Here is a 20,937-nt window from a genome sequence, read left to right on the forward strand (position 1 = left end):
TGGGAAAGAACCGTCATAGGATAGCGGCTGATAGCGGGTAATGACAATTTGCCATAACTGATAGTTTTCATTATCAGCGGTTTAAAGAGCCGCCGTGCGCGGCGCAAATGGCACATGATCCCTTGAGGGTTATCTGCAATAATGGCGTTTTTCCCTGGTAATAAGAGCGACGATGCAGTACCCGATTAACGAGATGTTCCAGACCCTGCAAGGCGAGGGTTACTTCACCGGCGTTCCCGCCATTTTTATTCGTTTACAGGGATGCCCGGTGGGTTGCGCCTGGTGCGATACCAAACACACCTGGGATAAGCTCGAGGATCGGGAGGTTTCGCTGTACAGCATTCTCGCGAAGACCAAAGAGAGCGACAAATGGGGCGCGGCAAGCAGCGAAGATCTGCTCGCCATTATCCAGCGTCAGGGCTGGACAGCGCGCCATGTGGTCATCACCGGCGGTGAACCCTGTATTCACGATCTCACCCCGCTGACCATGCTGCTGGAGCACAACGGCTTTAGCTGTCAGATTGAAACCAGCGGCACGCACGATGTTCGTACGTCGCACGCCACCTGGGTCACCGTATCGCCGAAAGTGAATATGCGCGGCGGCTATGATGTACTCCAGCAGGCGCTGGAACGCGCCGATGAAATTAAGCACCCTGTTGGTCGCCTGCGCGATATTGAAGCGTTGGACGAGCTGCTGGCTCAATTGCACGATGATAAACAGCGGGTGATCGCCTTACAGCCGATAAGCCAGAAAGAGGATGCGACACGCTTGTGTATTGAAACCTGTATCGCTCGCAACTGGCGGCTGTCGATGCAGACACACAAATACCTCAATATTGCTTAATAGAAACCCGCCGCTGGCGGGTTTTTTAATCCAGAAAGGGAAATCGAAAGTGATTATTCCGAAGTGAATTCTCGTGATAATTTAACTTTGACCTTTATCAAGTGTCATTTTATTTATCTGTGTTAGAAAACGTCCGGTCACGATATTTAAATATTGCAAAAGGTCGCTTCATTATTACGAGGCGTTGCTTTTTTTCTAAAAGGATTTTGGAACACGCAATGTCAATCAGGTCAATTAATAATTTTTCGCTGGACTTTTTCTCCTTACAGGGCAAAACCGCCATTGTCACTGGCGGTAATAGTGGATTAGGGCAGGCCTTTTCCGTCGCGCTGGCAAAGGCAGGGGCAAATGTTTTTATTCCCGCAATTACCTCGGATGGCGGGGAAACAGAAGAAGCCATTAAGCAGCAGGGCGTAGATGTTGAATTTATGGAAGTTGATATTACCGCCGAAGGGGCGCCGCAAAAGATAATCAGCGCCTGCTGTGAGCGCTTCGGTACGGTTGATATTCTGGTGAATAATGCAGGCATCTGCAAAATGAATAATGTCTGGGAGTTTAATCGCGCCGATTGGGATCCGATGATTAGCGTTAATTTAACGGCTGCCTTTGAATTATGTCATGAAGCTGCAAAAGTGATGGCGAAAAATCTTCGCGGTAAAATTATCAATATTTGTTCCGTGCGTTCATTTTTAGGTCAGCAGGGATCACCTGCCTATTCCGCGACAAAACATGCGCTGGCTGGTTTAACAAAAGCCTATTGTGACGAATTAGCGCAATTTAATATTCAGGTAAATGGTATTGCGCCGGGATATTTTTCCACGGATATCACGCAAATAATTCGCAAAGATCGTAAGCAATATAAATGGGGAATTGATCACACGCCGGCTATGCGCTGGGGAGATACGCAGGATTTAATGGGCGCGGTAATTTTTCTCGCCAGCCGCGCCTCGGATTTTGTTAATGGGCATTTATTAGTCGTCGATGGCGGTTATCTGGTGCGTTAAATACACCGGCGTGTGCGGGGGCAAATGTGCCGTCAACCCGCATGCCTGGTAGGCTCGCAGGTTGACGGTACGAAAGCATTTTATTCGCCGCGATAAACGCAACCCGCCGTGCAGGTCTCTTTTACCATCACCGCGCTCAGCAGCGGCACCACCGGTTTCATCTGATCCCAAATCCATTGCGCCAGCACTTCGCTGGTGGGATTTTCCAGACCAGGGATCTCATTCAAATAGTAGTGATCCAGGCGCTCGTAAAGCGGCTTAAACGCGGCTTTCAGCTCGGCGAAGTCCATTATCCAGCCGGTATAAGGATCCACCTCGCCGGTGATCTCCAGGCGCACCATAAACGAGTGGCCATGCAGACGACCGCATTTGTGCCCCAGCGGGACATGCGGCAGGTGATGAGCGGCTTCGAAAGTGAAATCTTTAAACAACGTGGTCGACATAATGAACTCTCAGGCTTACAAAAAACCGCCGCATGGTAGCGGAAATGACCTTTTTTAGCATTAATTAAAATCACTAAAAGCGGTTACGACAAAAGCCGAACAGCAACGCATTCATTTTATCAATATAATTCAATAGGTTATTCAACCGGTTTTAGTGTTAACAACTATAACTAAAACAGGTTAGTTCTTTTGGTTATTTATTATTTCCAACCTTTCTTTAATTGTTATTATCCCCACCGTTAACCTTAGTTTCACTTCACTTTTTTAAAATTATATCCCAATAGATTTCGCGGCGTTGGCGCGTTCACAGGCTGCGCGAAAGACGAAAGGGAATTGCTACTGGAACAATACGACGCATGACGACCCAGGTCCCACCTTCCGCGTTGCTTCCGCTTAATCCGGAGCAACTGGCGCGCCTCCAGGCGGCCACCACTGATTTAACGCCGAACCAGCTCGCCTGGGTTTCCGGTTATTTCTGGGGCGTGCTGAATCAGCAGCCAGTCGGCTCGACGGTCGCTGCGACGCCGGTTGCCGAAGCGTCTTCTATTACGCTGATTTCCGCCTCGCAGACCGGTAACGCCCGCCGCGTGGCAGAAGCGCTGCGCGATGATTTGCTGGCCGCGAAACTCAATGTCACGCTGGTCAACGCGGGCGACTACAAATTCAAACAGATTGCGAACGAGAAACTGCTGATCGTTGTCGCCTCAACGCAGGGCGAAGGGGACGCGCCGGAAGAAGCCGTTGCGCTGCATAAATTCCTGTTCTCGAAGAAAGCGCCAAAACTGAATGGCACCGCCTTTGCGGTCTTCGGCCTTGGCGACACCTCGTATGAGTTTTTCTGCCAGGCCGGGAAAGACTTCGACAGCAAACTGGCGGAGCTGGGCGCTGAACGTCTGCTGGATCGCGTCGATGCGGATGTGGAGTACCAGGCCGCCGCCGCAGAATGGCGCGCCCGTGTCGTCGAGGTGCTGAAAGCTCGCGCGCCAGCCACCTCACCAGCGCAAACCGTTGCTGCCGCCAGCGGCGCAGTGAATGAAATCTTCTCCAGTCCGTACACCAAAGAAGCACCACTCAGCGCAAGCCTGTCGGTTAACCAGAAAATTACCGGTCGTGATTCAGAAAAAGATGTGCGTCACATCGAAATTGATTTGGGCGACTCCGGCCTGCGTTACCAGCCGGGTGATGCGCTTGGCGTCTGGTATCAGAACGATCCTGCGTTGGTCAAAGAGCTGGTTGAGCTGCTGTGGCTGAAAGGCGATGAACCCGTCACGGTCGATGGCAAAACTCTGCCGCTCGCCGAAGCGTTGCAATGGCATTACGAATTGACGGTCAACACTGCCAATATCGTGGAAAACTACGCCACGCTGACGCGCAGTGAATCACTCCTGCCGCTGGTCGGCGATAAAGCGCAATTGCAGCACTACGCTGCGACCACGCCGATTGTTGACATGGTGCGTTTCTCTCCGGCACAGCTGGATGCGGACGTGCTGATTGGCCTGCTACGCCCGCTGACGCCGCGCCTTTACTCCATTGCCTCTTCGCAGGCAGAAGTGGAGAGCGAAGTGCATGTCACCGTCGGCGTGGTGCGTTATGACGTCGAAGGCCGCGCTCGTGCGGGCGGAGCATCCAGCTTCCTCGCCGATCGCGTAGAAGAAGAGGGCGAAGTTCGCGTATTTATCGAGCATAACGATAATTTCCGCCTGCCAACGAATCCGCAAACGCCGGTGATCATGATTGGGCCAGGCACCGGTATTGCACCGTTCCGCGCCTTTATGCAACAACGCGCCGCCGATGAAGCGCCAGGCAAAAACTGGCTGTTCTTTGGCAACCCGCACTTTACCGAAGATTTCCTCTACCAGGTGGAATGGCAGCGTTACGTGAAAGAGGGCGTGCTGAGCCGGATTGATTTGGCCTGGTCCCGCGATCAAAAAGAAAAAGTTTACGTACAAGACAAACTGCGCGAGCAAGGCGCGGAACTGTGGCGCTGGATTAACGACGGTGCGCACATTTATGTCTGCGGCGACGCCAATCGCATGGCGAAAGACGTTGAGCAGGCTTTACTGGATGTGATTGCCGAATTTGGTGGCATGGACACCGAAGCGGCGGATGAATTTTTAAGTGAGCTGCGCGTTGAGCGCCGTTATCAGCGAGATGTCTACTAATGAGCGAAAAACACCCAGGCCCACTGGTGGTCGAAGGCAAACTGACCGACGCCGAACGTATGAAACGCGAAAGCAACTACCTGCGCGGTACCATTGCGGAAGATTTGCATGATGGTCTGACCGGCGGCTTCAAAGGCGACAACTTTCTGCTGATCCGTTTTCACGGCATGTATCAGCAAGACGATCGCGATATCCGCGCCGAGCGTGCTGAGCAAAAGCTGGAGCCGCGCCACGCGATGATGCTGCGTTGCCGTTTGCCGGGCGGCGTTATCACCACCAAACAGTGGCAGGCGATTGATAAATTCGCCCACGACAACACCATTTACGGCAGCATCCGCCTGACCAACCGTCAGACGTTCCAGTTTCACGGCATTTTGAAGAAAAATGTGAAACCGGCGCACCAGATGCTGCACTCTGTTGGGCTGGACGCGCTGGCGACCGCCAACGACATGAACCGTAACGTGCTCTGCACATCGAACCCGTACGAATCTGAACTGCACGCTGAAGCTTACGAATGGGCGAAAAAGATCTCTGAACATCTGCTGCCGCGCACTCGCGCGTATGCGGAGATCTGGCTCGATCAGGAAAAAGTGGCGACCACGGATGAAGAGCCGATCCTCGGCCAGACATACTTGCCGCGTAAGTTTAAAACCACGGTGGTTATTCCGCCGCAGAACGATATCGATCTGCACGCCAACGACATGAACTTCGTGGCGATTGCGGAAAACGGCAAGCTGGTAGGTTTTAACCTGCTGGTTGGCGGTGGTCTGTCTATTGAGCATGGCAATAAGAAAACGTACGCCCGCACGGCGAGCGAATTCGGTTATCTGCCGCTGGAGCACACACTGGCCGTCGCGGAAGCGGTGGTCACGACGCAGCGCGACTGGGGCAACCGTACCGATCGCAAAAATGCCAAAACCAAATACACGCTGGAGCGCGTTGGCGTTGATACTTTCAAAGCGGAAGTTGAACGCCGCGCCGGGATCAAATTTGAACCGATCCGCCCGTACGAATTTACCGGTCGCGGCGATCGCATCGGTTGGGTGAAAGGCATCGACAATAAATGGCACCTGACGCTGTTTATTGAAAATGGCCGCATCCTGGATTATCCAGGACGTCCGCTAAAAACCGGTCTGCTGGAAATTGCCAAGATCCATAAAGGCGAGTTCCGCATTACTGCCAACCAGAACCTGATCATCGCCGGTGTGCCGGAAAGTCAGAAAGCGAAAATCGAAAAACTGGCGCGCAGCCACGGGCTGATGGACGCGGTAAAACCGCAGCGCGAAAACTCCATGGCCTGCGTGTCGTTCCCGACCTGCCCGCTGGCGATGGCGGAAGCCGAGCGTTTTCTGCCTTCGTTCGTCGATAAAGTCGAAGCGGTGATGGAAAAACACGGTGTGGGCGATGACCACATTGTGCTGCGTGTGACTGGCTGCCCGAACGGCTGCGGTCGCGCAATGCTGGCGGAAATCGGCCTGGTCGGCAAAGCGCCGGGACGCTATAACTTGCATATCGGTGGTAATCGCAGTGGTACACGCATTCCGCGCATGTACCGCGAAAACATTACTGAACCCGAAATTCTGGGCGCCATCGACGAACTGGTCGCTCGCTGGGCGCACGAGCGTGAAGAGGGCGAAGGTTTTGGCGACTTCACCATCCGCGCTGGAATTATCCGCCCGGTACTCGATCCGGCGCGAGATTTCTGGGAATAACGCCTGATTCCTTCCTCCCCGGTCGGGGGGGAAGAGGTGATAAGAGAGGTCAATATGTCCGTACTCGATCTGAACGCGCTAAACGAGCTGCCCAAAGTAGAACGCATACTGCAGCTTTCTGAAACCAACGCGCAGCTTGAGAAATTCAGCGCGGAAGAGCGTGTCGCCTGGGCGCTGGAAAACCTGCCGGGTGAATATGTGCTCTCCTCAAGCTTTGGCATTCAGGCGGCGGTGAGTCTGCATCTGGTCAATCAGGTGCGCCCGGATATCCCGGTGATCCTCACCGATACCGGTTATCTGTTTCCTGAAACTTACCAGTTTATCGACGAGCTCACGGACAAGCTCAAGCTGAACCTGAAAATCTACCGCGCCGAGCAAAGCCCGGCATGGCAGGAGGCGCGCTACGGTAAATTGTGGGAGCAGGGCGTTGAAGGGATTGAAAAATACAACCAGATTAACAAAGTCGAGCCGATGAACCGCGCGCTCGCCGACCTGAACGCGAAAACCTGGTTTGCCGGACTGCGCCGCGAGCAATCCGGTAGCCGCGCCACACTTCCGGTGCTGGCTATCCAGCGCGGTGTATTCAAAGTGCTGCCGATCATCGACTGGGATAACCGCACGGTGTACCAGTACCTGCAAAAACACGGGCTGAACTACCACCCGCTGTGGGATCAGGGCTACCTTTCGGTGGGCGACACGCACACCACCCGCAAATGGGAGCCTGGCATGGCAGAAGAAGAGACCCGCTTCTTTGGCCTGAAACGCGAATGCGGGCTGCACGAAGGTTAATTTTTCCCTCTCCTTTACCGGAGAGGGTATTTGTTACCCCATCACACTCACATGCGCCGCCACAATCCGCCAGCCCCACGGGAACTTCACCCAGGTCTGCATCTGGCGGCCAATTTTTTCGCTGTTTTCCCGCGTAAACTCGGTGCTCGCTACCGCCATATCATCGCCGAAGGTGGTGATAGTCGTATTGCGTAGCACGCGCTCAAGCCCGGCAGAAGGGCGCGCGTTGCGAAAATCGCGGATCGCGGCAATCCCGTACAGGTTTTCGGTTGCGCCGTAACGCACCGTGCGTTCGTCATCCCAGAACAACTCGTCCAGCACATCAATATCGTTGCTGATAAGCGCCTGCTCATAACGGTAAAATGCGGTCGTCACTTCATTGAGGATCGCCGGGCGATCAACATTGTCTCGGTTCATGCTGCATCCTGTGGGAAAAGAAGACCGGCCTGCTCCAGCCGCCATGCCGCCTGTAAACAGTACGCTTCCTGCCAGGGCGCGGCAATAATCTGTACGCCTATCGGTAAACCGCTGGCGGTTTTCAGCGCCACGGTCACTACCGGTAAGCCAAGAAAGGAGATCGGCTGCGTTAGCATGCCCATGCTCGCTTTCACCGGCAAATCGACGCCGTTAATATGCATCGTCTGTGCGCCAATTAGCGTGGCGCTGCAGGGCGTTGCCGGGGCTAACAGCAGGTCAACACCATCGAATAACGGTAGCGTTTTGTCGCGAAACCAGGCGCGAAACCGCTGTGCTTGTGTGTACCAGGCTGAGGGTGTCATCGCGCCCGCCAGCAGGCGTTCGCGCGAATTGGGTTCGAACGCGTCGGCATCGGTGCGCAGGGCTGGCAGATAGTGGTTGCCGCCTTCCGCCGCTGACAGCAAAAATGCCGCCGTTCGCGCCAGCTCTGCTTCCGGCAGCGTCATCGCATGGTCAGCATCCAGCGCTCGCGCCACACGTGCAACGGCCTGGCGGGCATCGTCATCGCACCAGCTCGCGAAATACCCCTCCAGTACGGCGCAGCGCAGCCTGCTTTCCCCATGCAACTGCGGCAAGGCGGTATCACTGGCGCGATCGGATTGCCAGCGATCGTCCGGATCGTAGCCTTGCAACGCGTCATACACGCGCGTCAAATCCTCAATGCTGCGCGCCAGTGGGCCGATATGGTCGAGGCTGGCGACAAACGGGTGGCTACCGCTGCGCGACAGGCGACCAAATGTCGGTTTCAGCCCGTTAATGCCACACAGCGAGGCGGGCACGCGAATTGATCCGTTGGTATCGCTGCCGAGCGAGAAATTGACCATTCCCGCCGCGACAGCCGCCGCCGAGCCACCGGAAGAACCGCCCGCAATACGCTGTGGATCGCGCGGGTTGTGCGTTGCACCGTAGTGGCTGTTTTCGGTGGTGAAACCATAGGCGTAGGCATCCATATTCAGCGCCCCGGCGAGCATCGCACCCGCGCTCGCCAACCGGTGAACCGCAAAAGCATCTGCCTTTGCGGGCGGTTGCTGGCTGAAGAGTTTCGCTCCGGCAAGCGTGGTGACGCCTTCGATATCAAACAGGTTTTTCACCGCATAGGGTACGCCCGCCAGCGCGGGCAATGGTTCGCCATTGGCGACTTGCCGGTCGAGTTGCGTCGCTTCCGCCAGCAGCCGCGTGGCTGTGATGCCAGTAAAGGCGTTGAGGCGCGGATTGTCGCGCTCAATGCGCGCCAGCGTCTGCTGTGCCAGTTCGCTGGCGCTAAAGGTTTTTTCCCGCAGGCCACGCTGAATATCAGCAATTGATAAATTCATAGCCGGTGCTCTCCTGCGCCTTGCTGACGGTGCGCCAGTTCGCAGGCGCTAACGTTTTTTCCCCGCAGACCGCGCTTGATCTCAGCAATCGATAAATTCATAACCGGTACTCCCCAGCACCTTCCTGGCGATGCGGCAGCGTAAAGGTCATCAGCGGTTGTGCCATCGCGGCGATTCTGGTGAGCTGGATTTCCAGCTCGGCGCGGCGTGTGTCATCCAGCGGGACATCAAGCAGTTGTTCCATCAGCCGGATATAGGTCGGCCAGTCAAACATCGGGTTCATCATCGCTCCTTAAAATCCTGCTGCGCTGCCGTTACTGCGCGGATCGTACGCCCCTTCCAGCATGCCACTGGTGTGGCGCACAATCGCTCCTGCATGTCCGGTCGCTTCGCTCATTCCCGGCAGCCACTCGACGTCATGCCCCAACGCGCGTAGCGCCTGGAATGTCTCTTCGCTAAAACGCCCCTCCAGTTTCAGGCTCTCTGACGACTGTCCCCATGTGCGGCCCAACAACCAGCGTGGGGCGCAAACCGCCTCCTGCAATGGCATGCCCTGCATCACATGGCGGGTAAAAATGGCGGCCTGCGTTTGCGGCTGCCCGTCGCCACCCATGGTGCCGTAAACCAGCGTGCGCCCATCTTTCAGCCGCGCGGCGGCGGGGTTTAAGGTGTGGAACGGCTGTTTGCCCGGCATCAGCGCCAGCAGGTGTGACGGATCGAGACTAAAGGCCGCGCCACGGTTTTGTAGCAGCACGCCGCTTTCCGGCAGCACCACGCCGCTGCCAAATTCGTGGTAAATGCTCTGGATAAACGACACCGCCAGGCCGTTTTTATCGATAACCCCCATCCACACCGTATCGCCCGGCCCTTTTCCCTGGCCCCAGGGCGCGGCGCGCTGCTCATCGATGCTGGCAGCCAGTTGCTCCAGCGGTGCTTGTTCCAGCAGGCTCTGTACCGGCAGCGTGACGTGACGCGGATCGGTGATGTAGCGATCGCGCAGGCCGAAGGCCTTCTTGGTCGCTTCCACAATGCGGTGAATGGTTTGCACTTCGCTGGCCTGCGCCATCTCCAGATGGTCGGTAATCCCGAGGATAGCCAGCGATACCAGCCCCTGCGTTGGTGGCGTCATATTGAAAATTTCGCCCTGGCTGTGTGTCAGTTTCAACGGCACGCGGCGTTGGGCGCGATGGTTCGCCAGATCCTGAGCGGTAATGGGTAAACCCAACGTCTGCATTTCACTGGCAATTAACTGCGCCAGTGAACCGCGATAAAAGCTGTCCAGCCCTTCGGTGGCAAGCTGAGTCAGCGTGCGGGCGAGCTTCGGTTGGCAAAAACGGCTGCCAGCCAGCGGGGCTTTACCTTGCGGTAAAAAGGTGTGCGCAAAACCGGGGATATCCACCAGTTCCGCATATTTACTTTGCGTGGCGCTGGCTTGCGACTGGGTGACCGGGATGCCGTCTGCGGCGTATCGAATTGCGTCCGCCAGTAGCCGTGAGAGCGGAAGCTGCCCGCCACCGAGCGCGGCGGAGACTTTCAGCGCCTCATCCCAGCCGCTGAGCGTGCCGGGTACGGTCAGCGCAGCAAGCGTACCGCGATGGGGGATCTGCGTGTGGCCCGCATAAAACTCGCATGTCGCCCGCTGCCCAGCCGCACCGCTGGCGTCGATGGCGAGCGGTTCGCCGTCAGGCGGCACAATCAACCAGAAGCCGTCACCGCCAATGCCGTTCATATGCGGGTAGGCCACCGCAATGGTTGCCGCTGCCGCTACCATCGCTTCAATCGCGTCACCGCCGTGGCGTAAAACCGACAATGCCGATTCGCTGGCGAGATGGTGTGGCGTTACCGCCATACCGGAGGGGGCCATATTACTTTGCATCGTCACGCTTCCTGTTTTCTGCGGGTAAGTGCAGAACACTAAGCAAGAGCTGTTCCAGATTGACGACGGGTGTTTCACTGTGTCAGCTTAGCCTGAAACAAAAGTTGCAGGAGAAGCTATGCAGCAGCTGGATGAGCGTTTACGGGCGAGCTTTGACGAGCTATCCCCACAGGAACAACGGATTGCCTCATTTATCATTGATCATTTCGACGATCTGGTGAGTTACAACAGCGCCGAGCTGGCGCGCTTGAGTGGCGTATCGAAAGCCACCGTCAGCCGTTTGTTTAAGCGGTTGGGCTATGATCGTTTCAAAGAGATGCGCGATGAGCTGCGCACGCTGCGCCAGAGCGGTATGCCGCTGACCGAGAATCGCGATGCGGTGCAGGGCAACACGCTCCTGGCGCGCCATTACAAGCAGGAGATGGCGAATCTGACGCTGTGGGTCAATACGCTGGATGCCGGGCAATTCGCCGAAATCGTCACCGCACTCAACACGGCGAAGCGGGTTTTTATTATGGGTCTGCGTAACAGCGCGCCTGTGGCACTTCACCTGCGCCAGCAACTGCTGCAAAGCCGTGGTCAGGTGCTGCTAATGCCGCAGCCTGGGCAGACGCTGGCGGAAGAGGTGGTCGATATCACCCCGCAAGATATGGTGGTGGTGGTGGCTTTTCGCCGCCGCCCGCGCGTGGTGCGCCCGCTGCTGGAAGTGCTGCATCAGCAGGGCATTCCGTTGCTAGCAATCAGTGAACCACAGGCGGCCAGCATTAAGTCGCTGTGCCGCTGGCACATCGGTTTGCCGCTGGAGAGCGTCTCCGCGTTCGACAGCTACAGCAGCGCCATGAGCCTGGTTAATTTGCTGTCTAATGCCGTGCTGCACACTGCGCTGAGCGAAGGGCGTCAGCGCATCCACAACATCGCTGCCCTGTATGGAGAACTGGATGAGCTTGAACAACGCTAATGCACCATAACGGTGCTTTTGCACCAGGGTAATGTGTTATGACGGGGCGTTTATCGCCCCGTTTTCTTTGGTATTTGCGTATGAAATAACAGCGATTCAGCGCTGGTGTCGATTTTTTGTCTGTGGCACATTAGTTGCAGAAATTAATTTAAAGAATCTTTCGTTTCATATCGTACGCAGTTGCAGACTAAAGGACGCGCCCATGTTTGATTTTCAGCAGTTCCCGCAAATTAATCCACCTTCGCGCCTGTTGATGGGGCCTGGGCCAATCAACGCCGACCCGCGTGTACTGCGGGCGATGGCGAGCCAGTTGGTGGGGCAATACGATCCGGTAATGACCGGCTATATGAACGAAGTCATGGTGCTCTACCGCGAAGTGTTTCGCACCGAAAACCGCTGGACGATGCTGGTGGATGGCACCTCGCGCGCGGGTATTGAGGCGATCCTCGTTTCTGCCATTCGGCCTGGCGATAAGGTGCTGGTGCCGGTGTTTGGCCGTTTTGGTCATCTGCTGTGTGAAATTGCCCGCCGCTGTCGCGCTGAAGTCCACACCATTGAGGTGCCGTGGGGCGAGGTGTTTAGCCCGGATCAGATTGAAGATGCGATTGTTCGCATCAAGCCGCGTTTGCTGTTAACGGTGCACGGCGATACCTCGACCACTATGCTGCAACCGTTGGAGCAATTCGGTGAGATTTGCCGCCGCCACGATGTGCTGTTTTATACCGATGCGACCGCCTCGCTCGGCGGTAATCCGTTAGAAAGCGATGCGTGGGGGTTAGATGCCGTTTCCGCCGGGCTGCAAAAATGCCTGGGCGGCCCGTCGGGCAGCTCGCCTGTTACCCTGAGCCCACGGATGGAAGCGGTGGTGCGGGCGCGCAAATGCGTAGAACAAGGCATTCGCACCGAGGCGCATCAGGACGGCGCAGAGGAGATGATTTACTCCAACTATTTCGATCTCGGCATGGTGATGGATTACTGGGGGCCGGAACGTCTGAATCACCACACGGAAGCGACCAGCATGCTGTTCGCCGCCCGCGAATGCGCGCGCATTATGCTCGAAGAGGGCATGGATAAGCTGATTGCGCGCCACGAACTGCACGGGCGCGCAATGCTGGCGGGCATCCAGGGCATGGGGCTGGAAGTATTTGGCGATATTCAGCACAAGATGAACAACGTACTCGGTGTGCAAATCCCGCGGGAAGTGCATGGCGAAGAGGTACGTAAACGTCTGCTGGATGATTTCCACATTGAGATTGGCACCTCGTTTGGCCCGTTGCAGGGCAAGATCTGGCGCATCGGCACCATGGGGTATAACGCGCGCAAAGATTGCGTGCTGCAAACGCTAACGGCGCTGGAAGCGGTGCTGAACCGTCTGGGTTTTCGCACCGTACAGGGTGCGGGTATGCAGGCGGCATGGGACATTTACGAAGGAGCCAGTTAATGATGACGTCTTTCGATGCCGCGCAAGCCGCCAGCCGGGTTATGCAGCGCTGTGATGCGCTGGCGCAAATCAGCGAAACGCCGGGGCAACTCACCCGCGTTTATCTCTCGCCTCAGCATTTGCAGGCAAATGCGCTGGTTGCCGGGTGGATGCAGCAGGCGGGGATGCACACCTGGCAGGATGCGGTCGGCAATATATTTGGCCGTTACGAGGGTGTCGAAGCGGGTGCCCAGGCGCTGCTGCTCGGTTCACATCTTGATACCGTGCGCGATGCCGGGCGTTACGACGGGATGCTTGGCGTGCTGGCGGCGATCGAAGTCGTCGAGGGTCTGCATCGGGCCAACCTACGGGGCAGACAGGCTATTGAGATTGTCGGTTTCGCCGACGAAGAGGGCACGCGGTTTAATATCGCGCTGCTTGGCAGCCGTGGGCTGACCGGCAGTTGGCCGCAAACGTGGCTGGCCTGTGAAGATACGCAGGGCGTCAGCGTGGCGCAGGCGCTGGAACAGGCCGGGTTGGATCCCGCGCAGATTGCCAATGCGCAGCGCCCGGTCGCGGATTTTTCCGCCTACCTTGAGCTGCATATTGAACAGGGGCCGGTGCTGGAACAAGCGGATCTGGCGCTCGGCGTGGTCACGGCCATCAACGGTGCGCGACGGCTCAGTTGCCGTTTTACCGGCGAGGCCGGACACGCCGGTACGGTGCCGATGCGTCATCGCCGCGATGCGCTGACGGCCGCCGCCGAATGGATACAGATTATCGAACAGGCAACGATCGAGGCCGGGCCAGAGATGGTCGCTACCGTCGGCACGTTACAATGCGAACCCGGCGCGGTAAATGTGATCCCCGGCGCGGTGGGGCTTACGCTGGATATCCGCAGCCCGCAGGATGATAAACGCGAAGCGTTGCTCAATCACTTACTGGACGAAGCAAACCGCATCGCGCAGCAACGTAGGCTTGAGTTCCGCCACGACATTTTTTACACCATCGCCGCTACGCCGTGCGATATGCCATTGCGTGAAGAGCTGGCCGATGCGGTACACACCGTGCAGGGGAAGGTTTTATCTCTGCCGAGTGGCGCGGGGCATGATGCTATCGCCATTGCGGAACGCTGGCCTTCAGCCATGCTATTCGTGCGTTGCCATAAAGGCATCAGCCATCACCCGGCGGAAAGCGTGGCCTGTAGCGATGTCGCCCAGGCGCTGCGCGCCCTGAGTCTTGCGGTAGGGCGGCTTATTCACACGGAGTAGCGGTGATGTGTTACCTCCGTTACAAGGTGCTGCTGTCGAAAAAATATCCAGCACCTCGTTCCGTTCGGGCATACCTGAACGGTGGCCGCTGCAATACTGAATCAGCGGGCAAGTCATCATGCTGAGAACCGGCCGGGCTGGCAGGCGCGGCAGGTTGTGTTTGTTTCTATCTTCGACATAGTGATTGAGAAAGCGTCATTTCGCCCGCTCACCACTACGTTCATGTCGCATTCACGTATTCCCCCTTTGGTTCCTTTCTTCCCTTTTAGTGCATTGTTTGCACGCTAACTGTGCATTTCATCGCCGGCCCTTCTGTGCACCCAGTGTGCCCTCTGCGTTCTTACCAAAAATAAACATTAATAAATCAAAGTATTAACAAAAATTTCGTCGAACCAATTCAGTATTGGTTCGCGAATTGCTTAGGAAGTAGCGAGGCATACAGTCAGTGTAAGTGTTAACTGACTGTAATTTAATAAAAAGATAACGCGAAACGCGGATGAACCAATATGGAAAAACCGTCACGCTATCTGGCAAATTCCAGTACAGCGCTTGAACAACTTCGTGGGCTGATTCACCAACATGAGTCAACACCAGGGACTCCTCTGCCTACGGAACGTGAGCTGGCGGAAACGCTGGGTATTGGGCGACGGGAAGTGCGTCGTGCGCTGGACGTGCTGGAAGAAGAGGGGCGAATCTGGCGTAAGCAGGGCAAAGGCACGTTTATTGGCCCTGCGGCACCGGTCGCGTCTCACGCACTACAGGGACTCGTGCAACAAACCAATATGCTGGAAGTGATGGAAGCCCGTTTGCAGATTGAACCCGGTCTTGCACGGCTGGCGGCGCTTCGTGCCAGCCCGGAAAACCTGGCGCTAATGCAACGCATGCTGGAACGCATCGACAACGTTAACCCGGATGATCCGGATCTGAATGAGCTGTGGGACAGCGCTTTTCACCGGGCTATCGCCGAGGCGGCAGGAAACCGTCTGATGCTCGGTCTTTTTGACACCCTTGACGCGGTGCGGCGCGAACCGGCCTGGCACCATCTGCGTGAACTGGCGCGAACGCCAGCGAAAGTGGATCGCTACAACGATCACCATCACCGCATCATGATCGCTATTCGCCAGCGCCAGCCACATGAGGCGGCGACGGCGATGCGTGAACACTTGCTCGACCTGCAACACGCCTTGATTCAGGCCATTCATCTTGAGGACGATACCCCATGACGACGATCCCGTTTAAAGAGGCTGCGCCGGTGCTCCGCTTGCATAACCTGGAGGTGCAGTTTGCTGGCAGCCCGGTGAGCGTGCTGGACAGAATTTCGCTCACCGTCAAAGGTGGAGAAACGCTGGCGCTGGTGGGGGAGTCCGGCTGCGGTAAAAGCATTACCTCGCTGGCGCTGATGGGGCTCCTGCCCGCCAGCGCACAGATCCTTGGCGGAGAGATGCAGTTTCGCGACCATAACTTGCGTCAACTCTCTCCGCGCGAATATGCCGACCTGCGCGGCAACGAACTGGCGATGATTTTCCAGGAACCGATGACCTCGCTCAACCCGGCATTTACGCTCGGTGACCAGCTCAGTGAAGCGGTGATACGCCACCAAAATGTATCGGCGAAAGCGGCGCACGAGGCGGCGCTTCGCATCCTGGAAAAAGTGCAGATCCCGGCGGCGGAGATGCGTCTGAAAGCGTATCCACACCAGCTTTCCGGCGGTATGCGCCAGCGGGTGATGATCGCGATGGCACTCATCAACAAGCCGCGCCTGTTAATTGCCGACGAACCGACAACCGCACTGGATGTAACAATTCAGGCGCAGATCCTCGCGCTGCTCAATACCATGAAAGCCGAAACCGGCACCGCCGTATTGATGATCACCCACGATCTCGGTGTGGTGGCGGAAGTGGCGCAGCAGGTGGCGGTGATGTACGCCGGACAAGTGGTGGAGCAGGGCAGCGTGGAGGCGATTTTTGCCGATCCGCAGCACCCGTACACCATTGGCCTGATGGGATCGATCCCTTCGTTGGGCGCGCGAAAAGGGCAACTGTCGACCATTCCCGGCGCGGTGCCGCTGCCGGAAGCGATGCCGCAAGGCTGCCGTTTCGCTACCCGCTGCCCGTTTGCGCAGCCGCGCTGCCTGGAGCAAAAACCCCCACTGACACCGCAAGGGAAAGGCCATCTGGTGGCCTGTTTCCGCGTCCCTCTTGAACAGCACATCGCGCTGGGAGAAACCGCATGAGTACGCCGATTCTCGAAGCTCATGATCTGAGCAAACGTTTTGCCGGGCCAACCCGCCTGTTTGCACCAAAACGTTATCTTACTGCCGTCGATCGTATTTCGCTGGCGGTGTACCCCGGCGAAACGCTGGCAATTGTCGGTGAGTCTGGCTCTGGAAAATCGACCCTTGGCCGCCTGTTGCTCCGCTTGCTGGCAGCGTCCGAAGGTCGCGTTTACTACCAGGGTGAGGAGATCACTCACGCCAGCGGTGCGCGCTTAAACCAGCTCCGGCGCGAGCTGCAAATTATCTTTCAGGATCCGTTTGCTTCGCTGAACCCGCGTATGACCGTGGAGCAAATTGTCGGCGAGCCGCTGTGGTTGCACCAGAAAATGGGCAAAGCGGAGCGCCAGGCTCGGGTCGCGGAGCTGCTCGGCACCGTCGGCCTGCCTGCCGCCTGGGCCAGACGCTACCCGCACGAGTTTTCCGGCGGCCAGCGCCAGCGTATTGGCATTGCCCGCGCGCTGGCTTCCGGGCCGAAATTGCTGCTTGGCGATGAACCAGTTTCCGCGCTGGATGTGTCGGTGCAAGCGCAGGTGGTAAACCTGCTGGAGAAGCTGAAGCAACAGCTTGGCTTAACGATGATCATTGTTGCGCACGGGCTAGCGGTGATCCGCCATATGAGCGATCGCGTGGCGGTGATGTACCTTGGGCAAATAGTGGAAATGGCAACGGTGGATGAGATCTTCGATGCGCCGCTGCACCCGTATACCCAGGCGCTGATCGCGTCCGCACCGCAGCCGCAACCCGGCATTGTGCGTGAAACGCCGCTGTTACAGGGCGATTTACCCAATCCCTCCAGCCCGCCGCAGGGCTGTCGTTTTCACACTCGCTGTCCGTTTGCGACAGACGAGTGCCGTCAACACGAGCCCATTACTCAGGTGCTCGAAGGCGGTCGCCAGGTTTCTTGTCATCGCTGGCAAGAGATTAACCGCGACCGCAGCGTGATTCAGATTGCTCCCCCCTCAGCCGCGTTTTTGCGCCGTCGCGCGCTGTTTGAATACGCGGCCTCTCACTCCTCCCCTTAAAGGAAACAATAATGATGATGCGAAATTCGCTTTTGACCGTTCTGGGAAGTGTCATGTTGCTGGGCGCGGCATTGCCTGCTCAGGCTGAAAGTGTGCTGCGCGTGGGTCTTGGCGCGGATCCGGATATGCTCGATCCGCACCTGGCGCGTACTTACTATGGCCGTTTTGTCTTCGCTTCGCTGTGCGACCGGCTGGTGGACGTGGATGAAAACCTGAAAGTGGTGCCGGGGCTGGCGAAAGCCTGGTCGTGGAGCGAGGATGGCAAAACCCTGACCATGGATCTGCGTGAGGGCGTGACTTTTCACGATGGCGAGAAGTTTGACGCCGCAGCGGCGAAATTCAGTCTTGACCGTGCGCTGACGCTGCCGGGTTCGCTGCGTAAAAGTGAAATCTCTTCGATCGAGTCCGTGGAGGTCAACGGGCCGATGCAAATCAAGCTGCATTTGAAAACGCCGGACTCGGCGTTGCTGATGCAATTAACCGATCGCGCCGGCGCGATGCTGGCCCCAAATGCGGCGAAGAAAGCGGATTTCGCCGCCCACCCGGTGTGTTCCGGCCCGTATAAATTTGACAGCCGCGTTTCACAAGATCGCATTGTGTTGTCGCGTTTTGACAACTACTGGAACAAAGGCGCGTACCACTTCGACAAAGTTATCTACCTGCCGATCCCGGATGCCTCCGTACGACTGGCGAACCTGCGTGCGGGCGATCTCGATCTGACCGAAGGGATTGCCGCCAGCGATGTGAAAACCGTAGAGGCCGATAGCAAACTGCAACTGGCGAAAGTGACAGGGCTGGGGTATCAGGGCATCACGTTTAATATCAATAACGGCAAAGTCCCGGCCAACGATCCGTTCAAAGATGCGCGCGTGCGCGAGGCGTTCTCGCTGGCGATTGACCGCGAGGCGCTCAACCAGGTGGTATTCGAAGGGTTATACGCCCCGGCGAATCAGGCGTTTTCGCCTGTCAGCCCGTATCACGTCAAACTGCCGGTGCCGCCGCGCGATGTGGAAAAAGCCAAAGCCTTGTTGCAAGCGGCAGGAGTGAAGACGCCGCTCACCGTCTCACTGCTGGTGCCGAACAACCCGACGTCGCAGCAGGTTGGCCAGGTGCTGCAGGCGATGACTGCCGAAGCGGGTTTCAACGTCAATCTGCAAATGACCGAATTTGCCACCCTGCTGGACAGGCAGCAAACCGGCGATTTTCAGCTTAGCTATTCCGGCTGGTCTGGTCGCCCGGATCCCGATGGCAGCATCTTCGGCTTCATCAATAGCAAAGGCACGCTCAACGATGGTCGCTACAGCAACCCGCAGGTGGATGAGTGGTTGACGCAGGCGCGTTTGCACAACGATCCGGCAACCCGGCAGGCATTGTATGAAAAGGTCGTGAAACAGTTGCAAACGGATATGCCGATTGCCTACCTCTACTTTGAGCCGCGCCTGTTTGGGCTGAACAAGAAAGTGCAGGGCTTCAAACCCTACCCGGACGGCATTGTGCGCCTGGCGGGTCTGTCGCTCGCCAACTAAACGGTAACGCCTGGAGAAACCATGCTGGAATTGATTTGCAAACGCCTGCTGCTCGCCGTTCCGACCCTGCTGCTGGTCAGCATGATGGTGTTCGGGCTGCAAAAGCTGCTGCCCGGCGATCCGCTAACGGCAATGCTGGGCGAGGAGCGCGATCCGGCGGTCATCGCCCAGTTGCGTGCGGAGCTGAACCTGGATGCGCCGATTCCGGTGCAGTACTTTCACTGGCTGACTCGCGCGTTGCAGGGCGATCTTGGCGTCTCGTTGCGCACACAGGAGCCGGTAACGCACCTGATTGCCACCAAGCTGCCGGTGACGCTGGAGATGTCGCTACTGGCGATGGTCATTGCGCTGCTGTTCGGTATCAGCATGGGCATTCTGGCGGCGGTGAACAAGAATAGCTGGATCGATCACGGCGCCAACTTTGTGGCTATCTCCGGCATTTCGGTGCCGCACTTCTGGCTGGGGATCCTGCTGATCCTCATTTTTTCCGTCAACCTGCAATGGCTGCCCGCCTCGGGTTTTGTGCCGTTTAGTGAAGATCCGTTGCAGAACCTGCGTACATTGTTGTTGCCTGCGCTGGTGCTGGGAACGGGGCTGGCGGCAACGTTAATGCGCCATACCCGCGCGTCGATGATTGCGGTACTGAAAGCGGATTATATTCGCACTGCGCGCGCCAAGGGGTTGCTGCCAAAAGCGGTGATCATGAAACATGCGTTTCGTAATGCGCTGGTGCCGGTGATTACCCTCACCACGCTGCTGTTTGGCGAGCTGCTGGGTGGCGCGGTGCTGACCGAGCAGGTGTTCACCATTCCTGGTTTCGGCAAGATGATTGTCGACTCGGTATTCAACCGGGACTACGCGGTGGTGCAGGGCGTGGTGCTGGTGGTGGCGATTGGGTTTCTCGCGCTGAATCTGCTGGCGGATGTGCTGTATGTGTTAATCAACCCGAAAATGCGGAGCGAATAATGGCCGAACTGTCCACCACCGGCGTGGCGGCATCGCTGCCACGTACAGAAAACCGGGTGCTGAAAAAATTCCTCGCTAACCGTAGCGCGGTCATTGGTGCGGTGATTGTCGGCGTGTTTGTGCTGATTGCACTGCTCGCACCGTGGATCGCGCCGTTTGATCCGGTCAAGGCGAACTTTCTGGCAGTACGCAAACCCCCTTCCGAGCTTTACTGGTTCGGCACCGATGAGCTGGGGCGCGATATTCTCTCACGCATGATTTGGGGCGCGCGCACTTCGCTGTTGGCGGGGTGCGTGTCGGTAGTGATCGCGGTCGCGATCGGTGTACCGCTCGGCTTGCTGGCGGGCTACTTTCAGGGCATCTGGGACGGCGTGATTTCCCGCGTTATCGAAGCGCTGCTCGCCTGTCCGTTCCTGATTATGGCGATTGCACTGGGGGCGTTTCTTGGCCCCAGCCTGACCAACGCGATGATCGCCATTGGCTTGTCGGCGATGCCTATCTTTGCCCGCCTGACGCGCGGCCAGGTGATCGCGATTCGTAACGAAGAGTACATCGACGGCGCGCGGGCGATTGGTCTGCCGGATCGTTGGATCATCGTGCGCTACGTGCTGCCGAATGTGATGTCGCCGATCCTCGTGCAGGCTACGCTGGCGATCGCTTCGGCGATCATTACCGAAGCGAGCCTCTCGTTTCTCGGCCTCGGCCAGCAGCCACCGTACCCGTCGTGGGGCGCGATGCTGAACACGGCGAAGGGCTTTCTGGAACAGTCGCCCTGGATGTCTATTTTCCCCGGTGTGGCCATCTTTCTGACCGTGCAGGGATTTAATTTACTCGGCGACGGGCTGCGCGATGCGCTCGATCCGCGCCACGACTAAGGAG

General features: G+C 57.2%; 19 protein-coding genes. 14 read left to right on the forward strand and 5 right to left on the reverse strand.

All coding sequences use genetic code 11. The features are described from left to right. The first annotated feature begins 172 nt into the window (after positions 1 to 172). The gene (gene queE, locus E0L21_RS12285) at positions 173 to 844 is read left to right on the forward strand and encodes a 7-carboxy-7-deazaguanine synthase QueE (protein ID WP_131409858.1); all 672 of its coding nucleotides are present in this window, start codon (positions 173 to 175) and stop codon (positions 842 to 844) included. Positions 845 to 1,062: 218 nt separating this feature from the next. Then, the gene (locus E0L21_RS12290) at positions 1,063 to 1,848 is read left to right on the forward strand and encodes an SDR family oxidoreductase (RefSeq protein WP_131410131.1); all 786 of its coding nucleotides are present in this window, start codon (positions 1,063 to 1,065) and stop codon (positions 1,846 to 1,848) included. Positions 1,849 to 1,928: 80 nt separating this feature from the next. Here E0L21_RS12290 and queD read toward each other — a convergent pair whose 3' ends face one another. Next, positions 1,929 to 2,291 carry a 6-carboxytetrahydropterin synthase QueD gene (gene queD / locus E0L21_RS12295; RefSeq protein WP_131409860.1) on the reverse strand — a complete coding sequence of 121 codons (363 nt, stop codon included), beginning with the start codon at positions 2,289 to 2,291 and terminating at the stop codon, positions 1,929 to 1,931. A gap of 356 nt (positions 2,292 to 2,647) precedes the next feature. Between queD and cysJ the strand changes: the two genes are divergently transcribed. From cysJ to cysH, 3 genes are read left to right on the forward strand one after another with little or no spacing between them, the layout of a single operon-like run. Then, a complete protein-coding gene (cysJ, locus tag E0L21_RS12300) occupies positions 2,648 to 4,453 on the forward strand; it encodes an NADPH-dependent assimilatory sulfite reductase flavoprotein subunit (protein WP_131409862.1) in 1,806 nt (601 codons plus the stop codon). Continuing rightward, on the forward strand, positions 4,453 to 6,165 hold the full coding sequence (gene cysI / locus E0L21_RS12305) for an assimilatory sulfite reductase (NADPH) hemoprotein subunit (RefSeq protein ID WP_131409864.1): 1,713 nt from the start codon (positions 4,453 to 4,455) through the stop codon (positions 6,163 to 6,165). The genes cysJ and cysI overlap by 1 nt, the downstream gene beginning before the upstream one ends. A gap of 54 nt (positions 6,166 to 6,219) precedes the next feature. Further along, complete coding sequence (gene cysH / locus E0L21_RS12310; protein WP_131409866.1) at positions 6,220 to 6,954, forward strand: phosphoadenosine phosphosulfate reductase; 735 nt, start codon at positions 6,220 to 6,222, stop codon at positions 6,952 to 6,954. Positions 6,955 to 6,987: 33 nt separating this feature from the next. Here cysH and hpxZ read toward each other — a convergent pair whose 3' ends face one another. The 4 genes from hpxZ to ggt form a co-directional block, all read right to left on the reverse strand. After that, positions 6,988 to 7,371: an oxalurate catabolism protein HpxZ gene (gene hpxZ / locus E0L21_RS12315; protein ID WP_131409868.1), complete on the reverse strand. Its 384-nt coding sequence runs from the start codon at positions 7,369 to 7,371 to the stop codon at positions 6,988 to 6,990. Further along, positions 7,368 to 8,744 (reverse strand): AtzE family amidohydrolase, encoded by a 1,377-nt coding sequence (locus tag E0L21_RS12320; protein ID WP_131409870.1) that lies wholly within the window; start codon positions 8,742 to 8,744, stop codon positions 7,368 to 7,370. Before E0L21_RS12320 ends, hpxZ begins: the two co-directional genes overlap by 4 nt. Positions 8,745 to 8,841: 97 nt before the next feature. Next, positions 8,842 to 9,027, reverse strand: a complete 186-nt coding sequence (hpxX, locus tag E0L21_RS12325; protein ID WP_131410133.1) for an oxalurate catabolism protein HpxX — start codon at positions 9,025 to 9,027, stop codon at positions 8,842 to 8,844. 9 nt (positions 9,028 to 9,036) lie between these two features. Beyond that, positions 9,037 to 10,620: a gamma-glutamyltransferase gene (gene ggt, locus E0L21_RS12330; protein ID WP_131409872.1), complete on the reverse strand. Its 1,584-nt coding sequence runs from the start codon at positions 10,618 to 10,620 to the stop codon at positions 9,037 to 9,039. Positions 10,621 to 10,738: 118 nt separating this feature from the next. On the opposite strand from ggt, the gene E0L21_RS12335 reads away from it, so the two are divergent. From E0L21_RS12335 to E0L21_RS12375, 9 genes are all read left to right on the forward strand, one after another. After that, entirely contained in the window at positions 10,739 to 11,578 is an 840-nt protein-coding gene (locus E0L21_RS12335) for a MurR/RpiR family transcriptional regulator (protein ID WP_131409874.1), read from the forward strand. 202 nt (positions 11,579 to 11,780) lie between these two features. Next, complete coding sequence (locus E0L21_RS12340; protein ID WP_131409876.1) at positions 11,781 to 13,019, forward strand: pyridoxal-phosphate-dependent aminotransferase family protein; 1,239 nt, start codon at positions 11,781 to 11,783, stop codon at positions 13,017 to 13,019. Next, positions 13,019 to 14,269 carry an allantoate amidohydrolase gene (hpxK, locus tag E0L21_RS12345; protein WP_131409878.1) on the forward strand — a complete coding sequence of 417 codons (1,251 nt, stop codon included), beginning with the start codon at positions 13,019 to 13,021 and terminating at the stop codon, positions 14,267 to 14,269. The genes E0L21_RS12340 and hpxK overlap by 1 nt, the downstream gene beginning before the upstream one ends. Before the next feature lie 506 nt (positions 14,270 to 14,775). Next, positions 14,776 to 15,492, forward strand: coding sequence for a FadR/GntR family transcriptional regulator (locus tag E0L21_RS12350; RefSeq protein ID WP_131409880.1), 717 nt, complete (start codon positions 14,776 to 14,778; stop codon positions 15,490 to 15,492). Further along, a complete protein-coding gene (locus E0L21_RS12355) occupies positions 15,489 to 16,502 on the forward strand; it encodes an ABC transporter ATP-binding protein (protein ID WP_131409882.1) in 1,014 nt (337 codons plus the stop codon). The genes E0L21_RS12350 and E0L21_RS12355 overlap by 4 nt, the downstream gene beginning before the upstream one ends. Continuing rightward, positions 16,499 to 17,566, forward strand: coding sequence for an ABC transporter ATP-binding protein (locus E0L21_RS12360; RefSeq protein ID WP_131409884.1), 1,068 nt, complete (start codon positions 16,499 to 16,501; stop codon positions 17,564 to 17,566). The genes E0L21_RS12355 and E0L21_RS12360 overlap by 4 nt, the downstream gene beginning before the upstream one ends. An 11-nt stretch (positions 17,567 to 17,577) precedes the next feature. Continuing rightward, the gene (locus E0L21_RS12365; RefSeq protein ID WP_170312063.1) at positions 17,578 to 19,092 is read left to right on the forward strand and encodes an ABC transporter substrate-binding protein; all 1,515 of its coding nucleotides are present in this window, start codon (positions 17,578 to 17,580) and stop codon (positions 19,090 to 19,092) included. A gap of 21 nt (positions 19,093 to 19,113) precedes the next feature. Then, positions 19,114 to 20,058, forward strand: a complete 945-nt coding sequence (locus E0L21_RS12370; RefSeq protein ID WP_086873169.1) for an ABC transporter permease — start codon at positions 19,114 to 19,116, stop codon at positions 20,056 to 20,058. Then, positions 20,058 to 20,933: an ABC transporter permease gene (locus tag E0L21_RS12375; RefSeq protein WP_131409886.1), complete on the forward strand. Its 876-nt coding sequence runs from the start codon at positions 20,058 to 20,060 to the stop codon at positions 20,931 to 20,933. The genes E0L21_RS12370 and E0L21_RS12375 overlap by 1 nt, the downstream gene beginning before the upstream one ends. Positions 20,934 to 20,937: the final 4 nt, after the last annotated feature.

The organism is Kosakonia quasisacchari (assembly GCF_004331415.1).
Taxonomy (GTDB): Bacteria; Pseudomonadota; Gammaproteobacteria; order Enterobacterales; family Enterobacteriaceae; genus Kosakonia; species Kosakonia quasisacchari.